The organism is Rhizobium giardinii bv. giardinii H152, from assembly GCF_000379605.1.
In the GTDB taxonomy this organism is placed as follows: domain Bacteria; phylum Pseudomonadota; class Alphaproteobacteria; order Rhizobiales; family Rhizobiaceae; genus Pararhizobium; species Pararhizobium giardinii.
In genome coordinates, this window is sequence record NZ_KB902578.1 from 79,918 (window position 1) to 97,596 (window position 17,679).

The 17,679-nt window shown below is 64.1% G+C and carries 15 protein-coding genes and 1 tRNA gene; 3 read left to right on the plus strand and 13 right to left on the minus strand.

The window, feature by feature from the left end; translation table 11 throughout:
- Positions 1-130: 130 nt before the first annotated feature.
- From A3AY_RS0100410 to A3AY_RS0100440, 7 genes are all read right to left on the minus strand, one after another.
- Positions 131-1,243 (minus strand): ABC transporter permease, encoded by a 1,113-nt coding sequence (locus tag A3AY_RS0100410; protein WP_018323688.1) that lies wholly within the window; start codon positions 1,241-1,243, stop codon positions 131-133.
- A complete protein-coding gene (locus tag A3AY_RS0100415) occupies positions 1,243-2,376 on the minus strand; it encodes an ABC transporter permease (protein WP_018323689.1) in 1,134 nt (377 codons plus the stop codon). The genes A3AY_RS0100410 and A3AY_RS0100415 overlap by 1 nt, the downstream gene beginning before the upstream one ends.
- A complete protein-coding gene (locus A3AY_RS0100420) occupies positions 2,373-4,115 on the minus strand; it encodes an ATP-binding cassette domain-containing protein (protein ID WP_018323690.1) in 1,743 nt (580 codons plus the stop codon). The genes A3AY_RS0100415 and A3AY_RS0100420 overlap by 4 nt, the downstream gene beginning before the upstream one ends.
- Positions 4,112-5,119 (minus strand): secretion protein HlyD, encoded by a 1,008-nt coding sequence (gene hlyD / locus A3AY_RS0100425; RefSeq protein ID WP_018323691.1) that lies wholly within the window; start codon positions 5,117-5,119, stop codon positions 4,112-4,114. The genes A3AY_RS0100420 and hlyD overlap by 4 nt, the downstream gene beginning before the upstream one ends.
- Positions 5,116-5,817, minus strand: coding sequence for a CerR family C-terminal domain-containing protein (locus tag A3AY_RS0100430; RefSeq protein ID WP_018323692.1), 702 nt, complete (start codon positions 5,815-5,817; stop codon positions 5,116-5,118). Before A3AY_RS0100430 ends, hlyD begins: the two co-directional genes overlap by 4 nt.
- A gap of 286 nt (positions 5,818-6,103) precedes the next feature.
- Positions 6,104-6,190, minus strand: a tRNA-Leu gene (locus A3AY_RS0100435).
- A 147-nt stretch (positions 6,191-6,337) separates the two neighbouring features.
- On the minus strand, positions 6,338-7,765 hold the full coding sequence (locus A3AY_RS0100440; RefSeq protein ID WP_018323693.1) for a phosphomannomutase: 1,428 nt from the start codon (positions 7,763-7,765) through the stop codon (positions 6,338-6,340).
- A 212-nt stretch (positions 7,766-7,977) separates the two neighbouring features.
- Here A3AY_RS0100440 and A3AY_RS0100445 point away from each other — a divergent pair, with 212 nt between their 5' ends.
- Complete coding sequence (locus A3AY_RS0100445) at positions 7,978-8,394, plus strand: BA14K family protein (RefSeq protein ID WP_018323694.1); 417 nt, start codon at positions 7,978-7,980, stop codon at positions 8,392-8,394.
- A gap of 54 nt (positions 8,395-8,448) precedes the next feature.
- Here A3AY_RS0100445 and A3AY_RS0100450 read toward each other — a convergent pair whose 3' ends face one another.
- Positions 8,449-8,919, minus strand: a complete 471-nt coding sequence (locus A3AY_RS0100450; protein ID WP_245275868.1) for a YqaA family protein — start codon at positions 8,917-8,919, stop codon at positions 8,449-8,451.
- Positions 8,891-9,172, minus strand: coding sequence for an Rdx family protein (locus A3AY_RS0100455; protein ID WP_018323696.1), 282 nt, complete (start codon positions 9,170-9,172; stop codon positions 8,891-8,893). The genes A3AY_RS0100450 and A3AY_RS0100455 overlap by 29 nt, the downstream gene beginning before the upstream one ends.
- A 189-nt stretch (positions 9,173-9,361) precedes the next feature.
- Here A3AY_RS0100455 and A3AY_RS0100460 point away from each other — a divergent pair, with 189 nt between their 5' ends.
- The gene (locus tag A3AY_RS0100460) at positions 9,362-9,811 is read left to right on the plus strand and encodes a DoxX family protein (protein WP_018323697.1); all 450 of its coding nucleotides are present in this window, start codon (positions 9,362-9,364) and stop codon (positions 9,809-9,811) included.
- Between the two features lie 177 nt (positions 9,812-9,988).
- Here the strand turns inward: A3AY_RS0100460 and infB are convergent, their stop codons facing one another.
- The 4 genes from infB to rimP form a co-directional block, all read right to left on the minus strand.
- Positions 9,989-12,673, minus strand: coding sequence for a translation initiation factor IF-2 (gene infB, locus A3AY_RS0100465; protein WP_018323698.1), 2,685 nt, complete (start codon positions 12,671-12,673; stop codon positions 9,989-9,991).
- A gap of 105 nt (positions 12,674-12,778) precedes the next feature.
- On the minus strand, positions 12,779-13,462 hold the full coding sequence (locus A3AY_RS0100470) for an RNA-binding protein (RefSeq protein WP_018323699.1): 684 nt from the start codon (positions 13,460-13,462) through the stop codon (positions 12,779-12,781).
- A 32-nt stretch (positions 13,463-13,494) separates the two neighbouring features.
- On the minus strand, positions 13,495-15,102 hold the full coding sequence (gene nusA / locus A3AY_RS0100475) for a transcription termination factor NusA (RefSeq protein WP_018323700.1): 1,608 nt from the start codon (positions 15,100-15,102) through the stop codon (positions 13,495-13,497).
- A gap of 57 nt (positions 15,103-15,159) precedes the next feature.
- Complete coding sequence (gene rimP / locus A3AY_RS0100480) at positions 15,160-15,777, minus strand: ribosome maturation factor RimP (RefSeq protein ID WP_018323701.1); 618 nt, start codon at positions 15,775-15,777, stop codon at positions 15,160-15,162.
- A 257-nt stretch (positions 15,778-16,034) separates the two neighbouring features.
- On the opposite strand from rimP, the gene A3AY_RS0100485 reads away from it, so the two are divergent.
- Positions 16,035-17,663, plus strand: a complete 1,629-nt coding sequence (locus tag A3AY_RS0100485) for an MFS transporter (RefSeq protein ID WP_026202965.1) — start codon at positions 16,035-16,037, stop codon at positions 17,661-17,663.
- Positions 17,664-17,679 lie beyond the last annotated feature (16 nt).

The window sequence follows — 17,679 nt, forward strand, 5'->3', positions numbered from 1 at the left end:
TGTGGTTTCCAAAACAATAACCGGGTCTCCACAAGCCGGTTATGCGCTGGAGAGGCATCGAAGTGCAGTGAAAAAACAATGGCTTACGCAAGTAGTTCGTAATATTCATTTTACAACTTTAGAAGCAGCATTATTCCAGCCGTCTGCGGAAAAGCCAGGCGGCGGCGCTCAAGGTGACGGCGGCGATCAGGCAGAGCGGGATGGTCTGGTGCACGACCTCGGCAAGGCCGATATCCTTGAGGAAGACGCCCTTCACGATGATCAGGAAGTAGCGCAGCGGGTTGACCAGCGTCACCGGCTGCAGCCAGTCCGGCATGTTCTCGATCGGCGTCGCAAAGCCGGAGAGCAGCATGGCCGGCACCATGAACAGGAACGCGCCGAGGATCGCCTGCTGCTGCGTCATCGACAGCGCCGAGATGAACAGCCCGATGCCGACCACCGAGGCAAGATAGAAGATGCCGCTGCCATAGAGCAGGAACAGCGATCCGCGCAGCGGGAGGCCGAAGATGAAGAGCGCCGCCAGGATATAGAGGGTGATGTGAAACAGACCGATCATCATCGGCGGCAGGAGCTTGCCGATCAGAATCTCATGCACCCTAAGCGGCGACACCATCAACTGGTCGAACGTGCCGAGTTCGCGCTCGCGGGCGATCGACAAAGCGGTGACGATCAGCCCGATCAGAAGCGCGATGCTGGCAATCAGGTTCGGCACCATGAACCACTGATAGGTGAGGTTCGGGTTGAACCAGTTGCGGGGAATGGTCGAGATCGAGCGGCCGGCCGACCGTTTGCCGGCCGGCGTTTCGGCCGCGAGTCCGCCGGCGATCTGGGTCAGGTAGCCGGAGACGATCTGCGAGGCGTTGGAGCGGCGTCCGTCGAGGATGATCTGCAGGTCGACCGGGGTTCCCGCCTCGATGCCGCGGGAGAAATCCGGGCCGATCTCGACGGCGGCAATGACATCCTGGCCGTCGATCGCCTCGCGGACCTGTTGCGGATTGGCCGCGATCACGATCTTCCGGAAGGTTGGCGAACCGTCGATGCGCTCGACCAGTTTCTGTCCCCAATGGCCTGAGTCGCGATTGAGGATCATCACGTCGACATTGCGCACCTCGAGCGTCGCTGCATAGGAGAAGACGAGGAGCTGGATCAGGGGCGGGCCGATCAGGATGGCGCGGCCCTTCGGGTCGCGCAGCACCGCCAGCAGTTCCTTAACGATCAGGGCTCGAAGCCGCGTCCACCACATCAGCCGATCCTCTTTCTAGTGCTGCGGGCGGCAGCCAGGAAGAACACCGCGCCGATCGTCAGCATGACGGCGATCGAATGCAGAAACATCGGCCAGATATCGCCGGCAAGGAACACGGTCTGCAGGCTCGGGATCAGGTAGCGCGCCGGCACGATGAAGGTGATCCACTGGATGACGGTGGGCATGGAATTGATCTCGAACAGAAAGCCGGAGAGCAGGAAGGCGGGCAGGAAGGCGGTGATCAGCGCCAGTTGCGAGGCGAGGAACTGGTTCTTGGTTGCCGCGGAGATCAAAAGCCCCTGGCCGAGGGCCGGAACGAGGAAGGTCGCCGACAGCGCGTAGAGCGCAACGACCGAGCCGCGGAAGGGCACGCCGAACAGGAAGACGGCGAGCAGCACGCAGAGCGTCATCGCCGCAAGGCCGAGCAGGAAATAGGGAAAGATCTTGCCGATCAGGAGTTCGACCGCCGTCACCGGCGTCGCCATCATCGCCTCCATCGTGCCGCGCTCCCATTCGCGGGCGACCACCAGCGAGGTCAGAAGCGTGCCGACCAGCGTCATGACGATGGCGATCGAGCCGGGGACGAGGAAATAGCGGCTGGTGAGCTCCGGATTGAACCAGAACCGCTGTTCGATCGAGATCGCCGGGGCACCCTCCGCCATCAGCGCCTGCCGCTGGCGCTCCCAATTGGCGACGGCGCCCTGCGCATAGTTCTGGACGAAATTCGCGGTGTTCGGCTCGGAGCCGTCGACGATCACCTGCACCTGCGGGTGGTTGCCGGCGGCGTAGTCGGTGGTGAAGCTGGCGGGGATGACGAGAATGCCGCGAATGCGGCCGTTGACCAGGTCCTCCTCGAAAACACGCCGGTCGCGGTTGGTGGCAACGGCGAAATAGCGCGAGGCCTGGAAGCTTGCAGCGAGGCTCTGGGTAAGCGGCGTGGTCTCCTCCATGACAAGGCCGACGCGGGTGCGGGTGGTGTCGAGCGAGACGCCATAGCCGAACAGGAAGAGCAGGATCAAGGGCAGCACGAAGGCGATCAGCGTGGTGCTGGGGTCGCGCACGGCCTGGTAGCTCTCCTTGCGCACGAGAGCCGCAAAGCGCCTGATCCTGTCCGAGGTCGGGGAGGTGCTCATGCCGCTTGCCTCGTTTCGGCTTCGGACTGGCGGATGAGCGCAATGAAGGCGTCCTCCATGGTCGGATCGGGCTGGTCGTCGGTGACGACGCGCGTCTTCAGCTCATCCGGCGAGCCGAGCGCGATCGAGCGGCCGCGATAGATCAGTGAAATCCGGTCGCAATATTCGGCCTCCTCCATGAAATGGGTGGTGACGAGCACCGTCACGCCCTTTTCGACCAGTGCGTTGATATGCGTCCAGAACTCGCGCCGGGTGATCGGGTCGACGCCGGAGGTGGGTTCGTCGAGGAACAGCGCCCGCGGCTCGTGCATGACGGCGCAGGCGAGCGCCAGCCGCTGCTTCAGGCCGAGCGGCAGGTCCTTGGACGACTGGGCGGCATGGCGGCCGAAATCGAAGATCTCGTTCATCAGGTGGATGCGCTCGCGTTTGCGCTGGCCGGAAAGGCCATAGACACCGGCGAAGAAATCGAGGTTCTGGGCGATGCTGAGATCGCCATAGAGCGAGAATTTCTGCGCCATGTAGCCGAGCTGGTTGCGGGCGGAGGCGGCGTCGCGGCGCAGGTCGAAGCCGGCGACACGGCCTTCGCCGGCGGTCGGTTTCAACAGGCCGCAGAGCATCTTGAAGGTGGTGGATTTGCCGGCGCCGTTCGGGCCGAGCAGTCCGAAAATCTCGCCGCGCTGGATATCGAAGGTGATGCCGTCGGCGGCAGTGAAGTCGCCGAAGCGTTTGGTCAGCCCCTTCGCCTCGATGACGGGACGATCATCTTTCCCGGCCAGCGGCTGCTGCGCTTCGGCGAGTCTGGAGCGGCCGCCCGGCCCGCCGCCGAGCATGTCGACGAAGGCATCCTCGAAGCGCGGCGGGGCAGGGGCAGCCTTTGCGCCGTCTCCGGCGGATCGGAATGCCGGCTCGGTGCCTTGCCCGGCGACAATCCGCAACGCCTCGCCCTGGATGACGCCGTCGATGATGCCCTCTTCGTCCAAAAGCTTCGCCAGCACCTGCCGCTTGCGGCCGGAGACGCCGGAGACCCGGAACACCCGGCCCTCGACACGTGCGGTCATGTCCGCCGGCTTGCCGGCAAACATAAGTTTTCCCTGGTTGAGCAGCAGCACGCCGTCACAGACTTCGGCCTCGTCGAGATAGGCGGTCGACCAGACGACGCCGATGCCTTCCTTCGTCAGGTCTTCGACCATCGTCCAGAGATCGCGGCGCGAGATCGGATCGACGCCGACGCCGGGCTCGTCGAGCAAGAGCAGGCGGGGTTTCTTCAAAAGCGCGCAGGCAAGCCCCAGCTTCTGCTTCATGCCGCCGGAGAGCTTGCCGGCCAGCCGGCCGGTGAAGCGCTTGAGATCGGTGAAGGTCAGGAGTTCATCGAAGGTCGCCGCCCGCTCATGCTTCGGCAGGCCGCGCAGGTCGGCGTAGAGATCAAGGTTTTCCTGCACCGACAGGTCTTCGTAGAGCCCGAAGCGCTGCGGCATGTAGCCGATGGCGGCCTGGATGGCCGCCGGGTCCCTGGCGGTGGTAAAGCCAAGCACGGAGACGCTGCCGCTGTCCGGCAGCATCAGGCCGGTCATCAGCCGGATGAGCGTCGTCTTGCCGGCGCCGTCGGGGCCGACAAGCCCGGTGATCTCGCCGCCGAGGATTGAGCCGGACACGGCATCGAGCGCCGGCGAAGCATCACCGAACCGCTTCGTCACGTCCGCTAGCCGGACCAGTTCGGCCCTGTCCGCAGCCTCGGTCATCGTCCCGCTGCCTCGCCCAAGGGAAGGCGGACGGTGACCGGCATGCCCTGGCGCAGGTCCGCACCCGGCTTGTCGATGACGATGCGCAGGCGGTAGACGAGGTCGGTGCGCAGCTCCGCCGTTTCCACCGATTTCGGGGTGAATTCGGCGACCGGCGAAATGAAGCCGATCGTGCCGACATAGGCGTCGTTCGGGCGGGTATCCGACGTCACCTTCACCTTCATGCCGGGATGGATGCGGCCGAGGTCCGGCTCCGCGACGTAGGTGCGCACCCAGACCGGCTCGGTCAGCGACAGGACGAAGACGCTGTCCGCCGGCGCGACGATGGCGCCGTTTTCGCGCACCCGCGAGAGGATGACGCCGTCGTTCGGCGCGCGAAGCTCGGTATCCTCCAGCGATGTGCGGGCGGAGGCCAGTGCCGCTTCGGCGGCCTGCAACTGCGCGGCGGCGGTGGCGATGTCTTCGGCGCGGGTGCCTTCCTCGATCAGGTTGAGCGCCTGCCTGGCGGCCTCCGCGCGCGCCGCCGCCATCGCTTTCGCCGCGGTCGCCTGGTCGAAGGCCGACTGCGAGATCGTGCCGCGCGGACGAAGCTGCTCAGCGCGGGTGAGCTCGAGCTCGGCATTTCGCAGCTCGGCGACGCTGGCATTGTAGTTGGCGCGTGTCTGGGCGATCTCGGTCGGGCGGGGGCCGGCCTTCAGCTTGTCGAGCGTGGCGCGCAGGGCAGCCGCATTGGCTTCTGCCGAGCGCACCGCGTAGTCGTAGGGCCGGGCATCGAGCCTGGCGAGGACCGCACCGCTCTTGACGGCATCGCCCTCGTCGACCGCGACCTCCGACAAGCGGCCGTTGACGCGGAAGCCGAGCGAGACCTGGCGGATATCGACATTGCCGTAGAGCACGAAGTCCTGGCGTTCCGCCGCCTCCCATCCGAGTTTCGCGGGCAGCTCGAACCACCAGGCGGACGCCCCGGCGACGGCGAGCAGCAGAATGACGATGATCCTTTTCATGCCGCGCCTCCTTTGAAGGGCTCAAGCGCCGCGACGAGTTCGGCGGCCAGATGGCGCAGGGTTGCGACCTCCTGCGGCCCGGCCGTCTCCCACTCCATCTGCGCGAGCACGGCGGCATGCGCCATGCGGAAAACGAGGATGCTGCCGATGAAGGCAAAGGCGCGCAGCCGCACATGCTCGGATGCCGGGTCGTCATCGAGGATCGTGCCGATCAGCTGCCGGGCGATCTCGATCATCGGCCGCATGATGCCCTGGTAGACGCGGGTGAAGGCCTCGGTGGGCTCCATTTGCTCGCGGATGATGAAGCGTGCCCAGGACTCGGATTTCTTGCTGACGAAGAGCGCGATCATCGTCTGGGCGATCTCGGTGAGGAAGGCGCGGGCCTCTGCCGGCGACATCGGTTCGCCCGCTGTGTCGAGCGCGACGATGCGCGCGCCGACGCGCTGCCGCATGTCGCCGACATGATTGCTGATCAGCTCCGTCAGATAGTCGGCGGTGGCGATGTAGAGGCCTTCCTTGCCCGAAAAATAATAGGGAATGGCCTGCAGGTTGACACCCGCCGCATCGGCCAGCCGCCGTGTCGAGGCGCCGTCGAAGCCATAGCGGCCGAATACGTCGAGCGCGGCGGCAAGCAGCTTTTCACGCGTCGCGTCGCGGCGGGAGGGCGAGGTGTTTTGATCGTTTTCGAGTTTAGACATGGCGTAAATATACGCTGTCTCGGAATTTCAGTCAATCGAATGAATTTAACTAATTTACCGCAGATGGAAGCAACCTGAGAGCTAGAGGCAAAAAGGCAATGTACGGCGTGTGAGACTGAAGAGGGGAAGCTGAGCGCCCGGTTTTGCGGCGGTCTTCTGGCGCCGCTGGGCGAGTGATCGCCAGACCAAGCGAAGTCTGTTGGGCTCGGAGCCCGTCAACGGAAGGTCGGGCCAAAAAAGCAAAAAGCTCTGCATCCTTTTGGGATTGCAGAGCTTTTTTGGAATTTGGTGCCCAGAAGAGGACTCGAACCTCCACACCCTTGCGAGTACCAGCACCTGAAGCTGGCGCGTCTACCAATTCCGCCATCTGGGCGACGGACCGGCATGTAAGGGGCGCGCGCTGTGGTGTCAACAGGGTTTTTGAAGTTTTCTTGAAAACCCTGCTGAAAAGTCGAACAAAGGCTTGGATTACAAGGATTTTCGCCCGAATTGAATTTGCATGTCCAAGCCGATGGCCCGGTCACCCCTGCTGCCGGGCGAAAGCGCGGATGCGCTCGAGGCCCTGTTCGAGCAGCGCCTCAGCCTGCTCGGCGGTTTCCGCCTCGACATAGCAGCGCATCTCCGGCGCATTGCCGGACGGACGGAAGTGGATGACCCGGCCATCGGTCAGCGTGACCCGCAATCCGTCGATGTCGCTGACGCTGTCCGGTGTGCCGATCGGCTCGAGGAATTGCGCGAGATTGTCTCCGCCGGCGCGCAGATAGGCCATCAGCGCGCCGCTCGTCTCCAGCGGAAAATTCTCGATGCGGTCGCTCAGCGCCACCGGCAGGGCATAGGTTGCGGCAAGCGCCGAGAGGGTCTTGCCGGCATGTGCGGCACGGGAGAGCACGGCCAGCGCCGGCAGGAAACTGTCGCGCGTCGGCAGCGCCTTGAACACAGTGCCTTTGAGCGTGAAATCCGTGGCGGTCAGCGTGCCGCCATTGGCCTCGAAGCCGGCGACGCCCGTCTGACCCTGGCGAATGGCCTGCATCATGCCGTCGATGACGAAGGGGGAGCCGACGCGGGTCCGCAGGATGGAGATGCCCGGCTGACGCTCGAGGCCCGAATTGGAGGTGACGGGCGTGACGGCGACCGCTGCGCCGACAAACTGGGCGGCAATCAGTCCGATGAGGTCGCCGCGCAGTGGCTGACCGGTTTCGTCGCTGACGAGCGGGCGGTCACCGTCGCCGTCGGCCGAAACGATGGCATCGAGGCCATGCTGCGCAGTCCAGGCCTTGAGGAGGTCGATCGTCGCGGGAGAGACGGCTTCGGTATCGACCGGGATGAAGGTCTCGGAACGGCCGAGCGGCACGACGTCGGCGCCGTACCGGGAAAGGATATCGACAAAGAGGTCGCGGGCGACCGTGCTGTGCTGGTAGACGCCGACCTTCAGGCCATGTAGCGCGCCCGCAGGCAGGATGGTGGCGTTGCGGGCAAGAAAGAGATCTATCGCCTGCTGCGAATGGTCTTCCGCGCTTCCCGGCGTGGCATCGACGGGGGAGGCCCGCACTTTGGCTGCCTCGGCGCCGATCGCTTGTTCATCGGCCTTGTCGATCTCGCCGTCCGGCCGGTAGAATTTGATGCCGTTGCGGTCGGCGGGGATATGGGAGCCGGTGATCATCAGCCCGGCGGCGCCCTTTTCAAGGCCGTACAGCGCCAGCGCTGGCGTCGGCACCGTGCCGCAATCAAGCACGGTGAGACCGGCGCGGGAAAGCGCACCGGCGCAGATGGCGGAGATAGACGGGCTCGAATCGCGAAAATCCCGGCCGAGAAGGATCGGATCGCCGGGTTTGGCTTGGCCGGACGAGAGAAGGTAGCGCGCAAACGCGGTTGCGTAGATGGCCGCGGGAGGGCCGTTCAGATCGATGGAGAGGCCGCGCAGGCCGCTGGTTCCGAATTTCAAGCTCAATCCATTCTCCGTCGGGTTGACAGGATTTGATAACGGCGCGAGTGACCTACAGGGAATATTGGGGCATTCTACCATGAAGGGGTTCGATGCCAACAGATGCTGAATTTACAGTCGGACAATGGGCGAAACACGAATAAAATAAGGACAATGCCCGTTATATGAAACAGGGACACCAACCGAAGCAAACCCTTTTGGGAGAAATGAGGAAACAAATGGCGGGATTTCGGAATTTCGTTATTGGCTGCGCGGTGAGCGTCGCGTCCATCGTGACACCTTTGGCTTGCGCGCAAGCGATTCCGCTTGCGGTTGCGGACGTGAAGATCGATCCACCGACGGAAGTGCAGTATTACCGTCGTAACTATGGCGGATATTATCGTGACCACCGGCCTTATTATGGCGACCCCCGCTATTATCGGCCCTACAACTACCGCCCGTACCGGCCTTACTACCGGCCCAATGTCGACGTCTATGTCACCCCGCGGCCCTATTACCGCGATCGCTACGTCCGCCGTGGTTATAGCGACCATGTGAACTGGTGCCTGCAGCGGTATCGCTCCTACGATCCGGCAACCAACCGGTTCCTGAGCTACGGTGGCGTCTACAAGATCTGCTACTCGCCCTATCGCTGAGTGCACCCTCGTCAGATCGGCAGCGGGGCTCTCCCCGCCGCTTTTTTTTAAAGGTTAGCCGACGAAGGCGCCCCACAGCCAAAGCAGCACGGCATAGCGCGCCGCCTTGCCGATCGTCACATAGACGAGAAAGACGGCGAAGGGCATTCGCATGAGCCCGGCTGCGAGCGTCAGCGGATCGCCGATCACCGGCAGCCAGGAAAACAGCAGCACGGGTCGCCCATAGCGGTCGAAGAGCGCCTCGGCCTTCCGCCGGTTCGCCGGGCTGACGGGAAACCATCGGCGATCCTCGAAGCGCAGCAGTGAACGCCCGAGCGCGAAGTTGACGGCAGCGCCGAGCACATTGCCTGCTGTCGCCGCAAGAAAGAGCTGGAAGAGCCGGGCGTCCGGCTGCGCGGCCGCAAAGACCAGCGCCGCCTCGGACACGCCCATCAGCAGCGTCGCGGAAAGGAAGGCGGCACCGAAGACAGAGAAAAGCAGGCCTATCGTCAAGACGTCAGGACCGGTCCGTATGGCCGAGGTCACGCTCCGGTTCGATCACGTCGCGCACCCGCTGCTTCAACTCCTTCGGTCCCGGAAAGCCGCCGTCGCGCTTGCGCTCCCAGATCAATGTCTCACCGGCGTGAATTTCAAAATTGCCGCCGGTGCCGGGAATGAGCGCCACTTCGCCGAGGCTGTCGCCGAAGGTGGAGAGCAGTTCCTGGGCCATCCAGGCGGCGCGCAGCAGCCAGTTGCATTGGGTGCAATAGAGGATGGTGATACGGGGCTTTTCGCTCATGTCAGGGTCCGTAAATGCGTTCAGAGGCGGCAACTTAGCGGCCGCCGGCCGAAGCCGCAATCGCATGAGGACACGAAGGCCTCACGAAATTGTCAACTAAATTTATCAGGTTTCCGGCCGGCGTCCCTTGATCGGTGCAATTTCCGCAGCAACAGAGTGTCGGGTTGCGAAAATTCACGAGGAGTCGACATGACTGACATTTCATCAAACCGGCCGCCAGCCATGCTGCCTGCCCTGCAAAAGCTCTACCTGCCATTCGATGCGACGGCCGAAACGCTTTTGCGCGTCGTCGCGGGCGTGCTTCTCGTTACCCATGGCTACGGCAAGATCATCAATCCCTTCGGCGCCGTGGGCATGGTCGAAGGCCTCGGCTTCTATCCGGGCGTCTTCTGGTCGCCGCTCCTGTCGGCGACCGAATTCTTCGGCGGCATTCTCGTTGCGATCGGCCTGTTCACCCGGCCCGCCTCGTTTGCGGCGATGATCGTGCTGCTGGTGACCGTCTATTTCCACGGCGTCGTCACGGGCGAGGGGCTTGCCGGCGCGGAGAAATCGATCCTCTGGGCGGCAATCTTCCTGTTCTTCGCCGTTCGCGGCTCGAATTCGCAGTCGGTGGACGCGAAGCTCGGCCGGCAGATCTGATCGGCCTCGACGGCTGCTTTGCGCGTCCTCTTCGACGCGCGAGGCTGCAAGACTGAGTTGCGGCCCGGACGGCGGTATTTCCGCTCTCCGGGCCTTTTTGTGCCGCCGATACAGCCGCACAGCAAAATGGCGGCCGAGGCCGCCATTCTCAAGAGTGTCATTTCAGCCCGGACGCCATTACAGCGTGCGGGTGATATGCTCGACGCGGAAGCACTCGATCGTGTCTCCGGCGCGGATGTCTTCGTAGTTTTCGAAGGCCATGCCGCATTCCTGGCCCATCGGCACTTCGGAGACTTCGTCCTTGAAGCGCTTGAGCGTCTTGAGCTTGCCTTCGTGGATGACGACGTTGTCGCGCACCAGGCGGACGCCTGCGCCACGCTCGACCTTGCCTTCGACGACGCGGCAACCGGCGACCTTGCCGACCTTGGTGATGTTGAACACCTCCAGGATCTCGGCATTGCCGAGGAAGGTTTCGCGGCGCTCCGGCGACAGCAGGCCCGACATCGCCGCCTTCACGTCATCCGTCAGGTCGTAGATGATGTTGTAGTAGCGGATCTCGATGCCGGCGCGCTCGGCGGCCGTGCGGGCCTGCGCATTGGCGCGGACGTTGAAGCCGATGATCGCGGCATTCGAGGCTTCCGCCAGCGAGATGTCGGACTCGGTGATGGCGCCGGCGCCCGAATGGACGATACGGGCGCGCACTTCGTCGTTGCCGAGCTTTTCGAGGGCGCCGGCAATGGCTTCGATCGAGCCCTGCACGTCGCCCTTGATGACCAGCGGGAACTCCTTGAGCCCGGTATTCTGCATGGTCATCATCATCTGCTCGAGCGAGCCGCGCTGGCCGGAGGCGCGCGCGACAGCCTTGTCGCGGGCGAGCCGCTGACGATATTCGGAGATTTCGCGGGCGCGGCTCTCGTTCTCGACGACGGCGAACTTGTCGCCCGCCTGCGGCGTGCCGGAAAGGCCGAGGATTTCCACCGGCATCGACGGCGGGGCTTCCTTGACGTGTTCGCCCTTGTCGTTGACGAGCGCGCGCACGCGACCCCACTGGTCACCGGCGACGATGATCTGGCCGGGCGTCAGCGTGCCCTTCTGGACGAGGACGGTGGCAACCGAGCCGCGGCCACGGTCGAGCTGCGCTTCGACGACGGTGCCTTCGGCAGTCCGGTCCGGATCGGCGCGAAGATCGAGAATTTCCGCCTGAAGCAGGATGGCTTCCAGCAGCTTGTCGAGGTTCTTGTGCGTCTTGGCCGAAACCTCGACGTCGAGCACTTCACCGCCCATGGATTCGACGAAGACTTCGTGCTGCAGCAGCTGCTGGCGCACCTTGTCCGGGTTTGCCTCGTGCTTGTCGATCTTGTTGATCGCCACGATGATCGGCACGCCGGCCGCCTTGGCGTGGTTGATCGATTCGATCGTCTGCGGCATCACGCTGTCGTCGGCCGCGACGACCAGCACGGCAATGTCGGTCGCCTGCGCGCCACGGGCACGCATCGCGGTGAACGCGGCGTGGCCGGGGGTGTCGATGAAGGTGATCTTGTTGCCGTTCTGCTCCACCTGGTAGGCGCCGATATGCTGGGTGATGCCGCCGGCTTCACCGGACACGACGTTCGCATGGCGGATGGCGTCGAGCAGCGAAGTCTTGCCGTGGTCGACGTGGCCCATGATGGTGACGATCGGCGGACGCGGCAGCATTTCGCCGGTATCGGCCGCATCGAAGATGCCTTCCTCGACGTCGGATTCCGAAACGCGCTTGACGGTATGGCCGAATTCGCCGGCGATGAGTTCGGCAAGGTCGGCGTCAATGACGTCGCCCGGCTTCATCATCTGGCCTTCCTTCATCAGGTACTTGATCACGTCGACAGCCCGTTCGGACATGCGCTGCGACAGTTCCTGAATGGTGATGGTTTCCGGCAAAATCACTTCGCGCATCACCTTTTCGCGGGTTTCCTGCATCTGGCTGCGGCGGAACTTCTCCTGCCGGCGGCGCATCGCGGCCATCGAGCGGCCGCGCGCATTGCCGTCTTCGTCGAGAGCGGCGGTCAGCGTCAGCTTGCCCTTGCGGCGCTCTTCCTCGGTCTTCGGGCGGGCCGGGACCTTGGCCGGTTCCGGACGAACGACCTTGCCGCGCACGGGGGCGGCACCACCGCGGTTCGGGCGGGCATCGTCGTCTTCGGTTTCCGGCTTGCGGGCGCGCAGGCCAACCGGCGGCGTAACCGTCGGCGTCGTCGCGGGCTTGACGGCCTGGGCGCGTGCCCGGTCTTCGGCCCTGCGGGCTTCGACCGCGGCTGCTTCTGCTTCCGCGGCCTTTGCCGCTTCGGCTGCGACCCTGTCGGCTTCGCGTTCGGCAGGCGAGCGGGCAGCCTCTTCCGCGGCGCGGCGGGCGGCTTCTTCCTGCTCCTGCTTCAGGCGGGCGGCTTCCTCGGCCTGGCGGCGCGCCTCTTCGGCAGCGCGGCGCTTGGCGTCTTCGGCGTCGCGGGCCTGCGCTTCTGCAAGCGCACGACGGCGCGCATCGATCTCTCCGGCCGAAAGCTGGTTCAGCACCACGCCGACGCGCGGCCGGTTGCTGTCCTGCTGGCGGTTGTCCTGGCGCGGCTGCTGGGCCTGCGGCGCAGGACGCGATGGCTGCTGGACGGGCGTCGGCCGTTGCTCCGGCGCGCGCGCGGCCGGGGTGGTGATTGGAACAACCGGTTTTTCGTCTTCCGGCCGATGCGGCCGCCGCTTGCGCGTTTCGACCACGACCGCCTTCGTCCGGCCCCGACCCATGTCCTGCCGAACAGTTCCCTGACTGACCCCGGAGGGCTTCAGGGTCAGCGTCTTCTTCACTCCGCCGAAAGTCTTGTCGTCGTTGTTGTCGGTCATTCCGTTCCGTTTCCTAAGATCAGGGCCGGATGCGTATCACCAGACCCCGTCGTTCGATTTGATATGTACAATCGCAGTTTGGCCGGCCTTCGCCGGTGACCCGCGTCATTGTGTCGGCAAGCCAGTGTCGGCGCCAACGGCTCGGACCGGGACGGTTCCCCGGTACCTTGCGAGCATGTTTGCGCGCTTCACTACACCCTCACCCGCCTGCCCTGCAAGCGCGCAAGCGTGGATAAAAGCATTCTGACCCAAAAGCCCCTCCATTTCCGCCTCGGTGAAGAAGCGGAAGGAGGGTATTTCCTGTCCGTCGTCGGCGACAAAGCTCATCGCCTTGCGGGCCTGGTCAATCTTGCGCACCCCGTCGGCGGCCGCATCGACCGCGTGGAACGTGGCGAGCGCTGCCATGGCGCGCACCGCCTGCTCCACCTTCGAGGCGCCACTGATGAACTGTGCGGCCTTGCGCGCCATGTTCATCATGCCGGCGAGCTGGATCGACAAGAGCCGGTCCACCTCGTCGGCGAGTTCCGGCCCGGCTGTCACATCGGCCTTCAGGGCGCGGGCGAACAGCTTTTTGGCGATTGCCTTTTCGAGCACGGCCCGTTCGGCGCTGACCCAGCAGCCGCGACCCGGCAACTGCTTCTTCAGGTCCGGCACCACCCGGCCGTCAGGGGCGGCGACAAAGCGGATCAGCGTTTCCGGCGTCCCGCTCTGGCGTGTCACGATGCACATGCGGCCGTTCACTGCTTCACCTTCGATGTCCCCGGCGGGATCTTTGTCTTCAAGCAGCATCAGCGGCCCGGATCACGATCAGCAACGCCTTTTCAGGCGTCCTGTTCCGCGCCTTCCACGACTTCGAGCGCTTCTTCCTCGCGCGCCAGATCTTCCTGCGTGATCCAGCCGGCCGCGAGACGCGCCTGCAGCACCATGCGCTCGGCTTCGATGCGCGAGACTTCGAGCTTGGAGAACAGGCCTTCGAACTTCTTCGTCTCGCCGTCCTTGCGCTCGGACCAGCCGACGAGGTCGTCGGCGGCGCAGCCTGCAAAGTCTTCCATCGACTTGATGCCGTCTTCGCCGAGCGCCACCAGCATCTGGGCGGTCATGCCGTCGATCGAGCGCAGTTCGTCGGACACGCCGAGTTCCTTGCGCTTGGCGTCCATTTCCGCTTCCAGGCGCTCGAGATATTCGCGGGCGCGGGTCTGCAGCTCGTTTGCCGTGTCTTCATCGAAGCCGTCGATCGAGGCGATTTCGTCGAGTTCAACGTAAGCCAGTTCCTCGACGGCGGCGAAGCCTTCCGAAGCCAGAACCTGGCCGACCATTTCGTCGACGTCGAGCGCTTCCATGAACAGGTTAGTGCGCTCGTTGAATTCCTTCTGACGGCGTTCGGATTCTTCCGCTTCCGTCATGATGTCGATGTCCCAGCCGGTAAGCTGCGAGGCGAGGCGGACGTTCTGGCCGCGGCGGCCGATGGCGAGCGACAGCTGCTCGTCCGGCACGACGACTTCGATGCGCTCGGCGTCCTCGTCGAGAACGACCTTGGCGACTTCGGCCGGCTGCAGCGCGTTGACGATGAACGACGCCGGATCCTGGGACCACGGAATGATGTCGATCTTTTCGCCCTGCAGTTCGGCGACGACGGCCTGGACGCGCGAACCGCGCATACCGACGCAGGCGCCGACCGGATCGATCGAACTATCGTTCGAGATCACGGCGATCTTGGCGCGCGAGCCGGGGTCGCGGGCAACCGAGCGGATCTGGATGATGCCGTCGTAGATTTCCGGAACTTCCATGGTGAACAGCTTCACCATGAACTGCGGATGGGTACGCGACAGGAAGATCTGCGGGCCGCGCTGTTCGCGACGCACGTCATAGACATAGGAGCGGACGCGATCGCCATAACGCATGTTCTCGCGCGGGATCATTTCGTCACGACGGATGATGCCTTCGCCACGGCCGAGGTCGACGATGACGTTGCCATATTCGACGCGCTTGACCGTGCCGTTGACGATTTCGCCGATGCGATCCTTGAATTCGTCGTACTGGCGGTCGCGCTCGGCTTCGCGCACCTTCTGGACGATGACCTGCTTGGCCGACTGGGCGGCGATGCGGCCGAAATCCATCGGCGGCAGCGGATCGGCGATGAAGTCGCCGAGCTTGGCGTCCGGGTTGCGGTCACGCGCCAGTTCGAGCGGGATCTGCGTGGAATAGTCCTCGGCAGCCTCGACCACTTCGAGCAGGCGCTGAAGGCGGATTTCCCCGGTCTTGGAATTGATGTCGGCGCGGATGTTGCTTTCCGAACCATAGCGCGAGCGTGCCGCCTTCTGGATCGCGTCGGCCATGGCGGCCAGAACGATCTCGCGGTCGATCACCTTTTCGCGCGCGACGGCATCCGCGATCTGCAGAAGTTCGAGCCGGTTAGCACTCACTGCCATTTTCAAGTCTCCGTCTGATTGCCGGGGCTTCGTCCTGAAGCGTCCCGCGCCATAAACTCATTCGATCGGCGAATCTTCGTCTTCGAAGTTTTCGTTCGCCGCCTGTGCGGCCTTGGCCTTCTTGTCTGCTGCCAGCGCATCGCGGATCAGGTCATCCGTCAGGATCAGCCTGCCTTCAGCCAGCGCGGTGAAGGGAATGGTAACCCGCGGCTCTTCGCCATAAGCCGGCTGGTCGCGCTCGATGGTGAAACCCTCATCATCGGCCGCAACGATCTTGCCCCGAAAACGCTTGCGATTGTCGACCAGGATCGAGGTCTCGCATTTGATCAGATGGCCGGCCCAGCGGCTGAAATCCGACTTGCGCACCATCGGCCGGTCGATGCCGGGCGAGGACACTTCCAGATGATACGCCTTGTCGACCGGATCTTCCACATCGAGAACCGGCGAAATCGCCGTCGAGATGGCTTCGCAATCCTGGACCGTCATCGTGCCGTCGGTGCGCTCTGCCATGATCTGCAGTGTCGCGCCGTTCTGCGAGGTCAGACGAACTCGCACCAGCTGGTATCCCATCGGAACGAGCACCGGCTCGATGATGTCGGCGATGCGACGGTCGATCCCGGTTTCGGTGATCAGCCGCGGTTCCTGCGTGTTTTCTGTCGCTGTCGTGTCGGACAAACGATGCTCTCCCAAACCATCGGCTAATAAAAAAGAGCGGGTCCTGACGGGCCCACTCTTCATCAACCGATCAAGAATTTGAGCGTCATATACGCTTGATCATCCGCAAATGCAAGATATGCCGTGGCTTGCCGGGCGATGCGGGACCCAAGTGGCTAAATCCTGCCTGTGTCCGCACTTTTGCTTGCCCGATGCATGATCTGGCCTAGATTGCCCATCATAACGACAATCAAAGACTGACAGGGTGGGGACAACGCTTGCCGCATCGCCTATCGCCATTGGCGCCCTTCCGGCACGACACGTTTCGCGTCATCTGGGTGGCCAGCCTCGCCTCCAACTTCGGCGGGCTCGTCCAGGCCGTCGGTGCTGCCTGGATGATGACGTCGATCTCGGATTCGGTGAACATGGTGGCGCTGGTGCAGGCTTCGACCTCGCTGCCGATCATGCTGTTCTCGCTCGTCTCCGGCGCGCTTGCCGACAATTTCGACCGGCGCCGCATCATGCTGATCGCCCAGTGTTTCATGCTGGCCGTCTCGGCGCTTCTGACGGTCTGCACCTATTTCGGCCTCGTCACGCCCTGGCTGCTTCTGCTTTTCACCTTCCTGATCGGCTGCGGCACGGCGCTGAACAACCCGTCCTGGCAGGCGTCGGTCGGCGACATGGTGCCGCGCGACGTGCTTCCCGCCGCCGTGGCGCTGAACAGCATGGGCTTCAACATCACCCGCTCGGTCGGCCCGGCGATCGGCGGTGCCATCGTCGCCGCGGCCGGCGCCGCCGCCGCCTTCGCGGCCAATACGCTCAGCTATTTCGCGCTTCTCTTCACGCTCATCCGCTGGCGCCGCGAAGTGACGCTCTCGACGCTGCCGCGCGAATCGATGGGCCGGGCGATTTCCGCCGGCCTGCGCTATGTCGCCATGTCCCCCAATATCGGCAAGGTGCTGTTCCGCGGCTTCGTCTTCGGCCTGTCGGCCAGCGCCATCCTTGCGCTGCTGCCGCTGGTCGCCCGCAATCTCGTTGCCGGCGGGCCGCTCACCTACGGCATCATGCTCGGCGCCTTCGGCCTCGGCGCCATCGGCGGCGCGCTGTTGAGCGCCCGGCTGCGCGAGCATCTGTCGAGCGAGTGGATCGTGCGCATCGCCTTTGCCGGTTTCGCCGTCAGCGCGCTCGTCACCGCGTCCAGCTCCCATGGCTGGCTGACCAGCCTTGCGCTTCTTCTCTCCGGCGCCGGCTGGGTGCTGGCCCTGTCGCTGTTCAACACGACGGTGCAACTCTCCACTCCGCGCTGGGTGGTCGGCCGGGCCTTGTCGCTCTACCAGACCACCACTTTCGGCGGCATCGCCGCGGGCAGCTGGATGTGGGGGCAGGCGGCCGAGACCTATGGCCCGGCCACTGCGCTGATCGCCTCGGCCGCGCTGATGGTCGTCGGCGCGGCCATCGGCCTGAGATTGCCCTTGCCGGAATTCCAGTCGCTCAACCTCGATCCGCTCAACCGCTTTTCAGAGCCGCTCCTGAAGCTCGATCTCAAGCCGCGCAGCGGACCGATCGTGGTGATGATCGACTACGACATCGCCGATGACGACGTGCCGGCCTTCCTGACGGCCATGGCCGAACGCCGCCGCATCCGCATCCGTGATGGCGCCGGGCAATGGGGACTGATGCGCGACCTGGAAAACCCGACGGTGTGGACCGAGACATATCATGTCCCGACCTGGGTGGAATATGTCCGCCACAACCAGCGCCGGACGCAGGCCGACGCAGAAATCGGCGATCGGCTCCTGGATCTGCATCGCGGCGAGACCCCGCCGCGCGTGCACCGGATGATCGAACGCCAGACCATCCTTCCCTATGACTACGAGCGCTACAAGCAGCAGGTGGACATGCACTGAGTGATGGTGTTGCCGC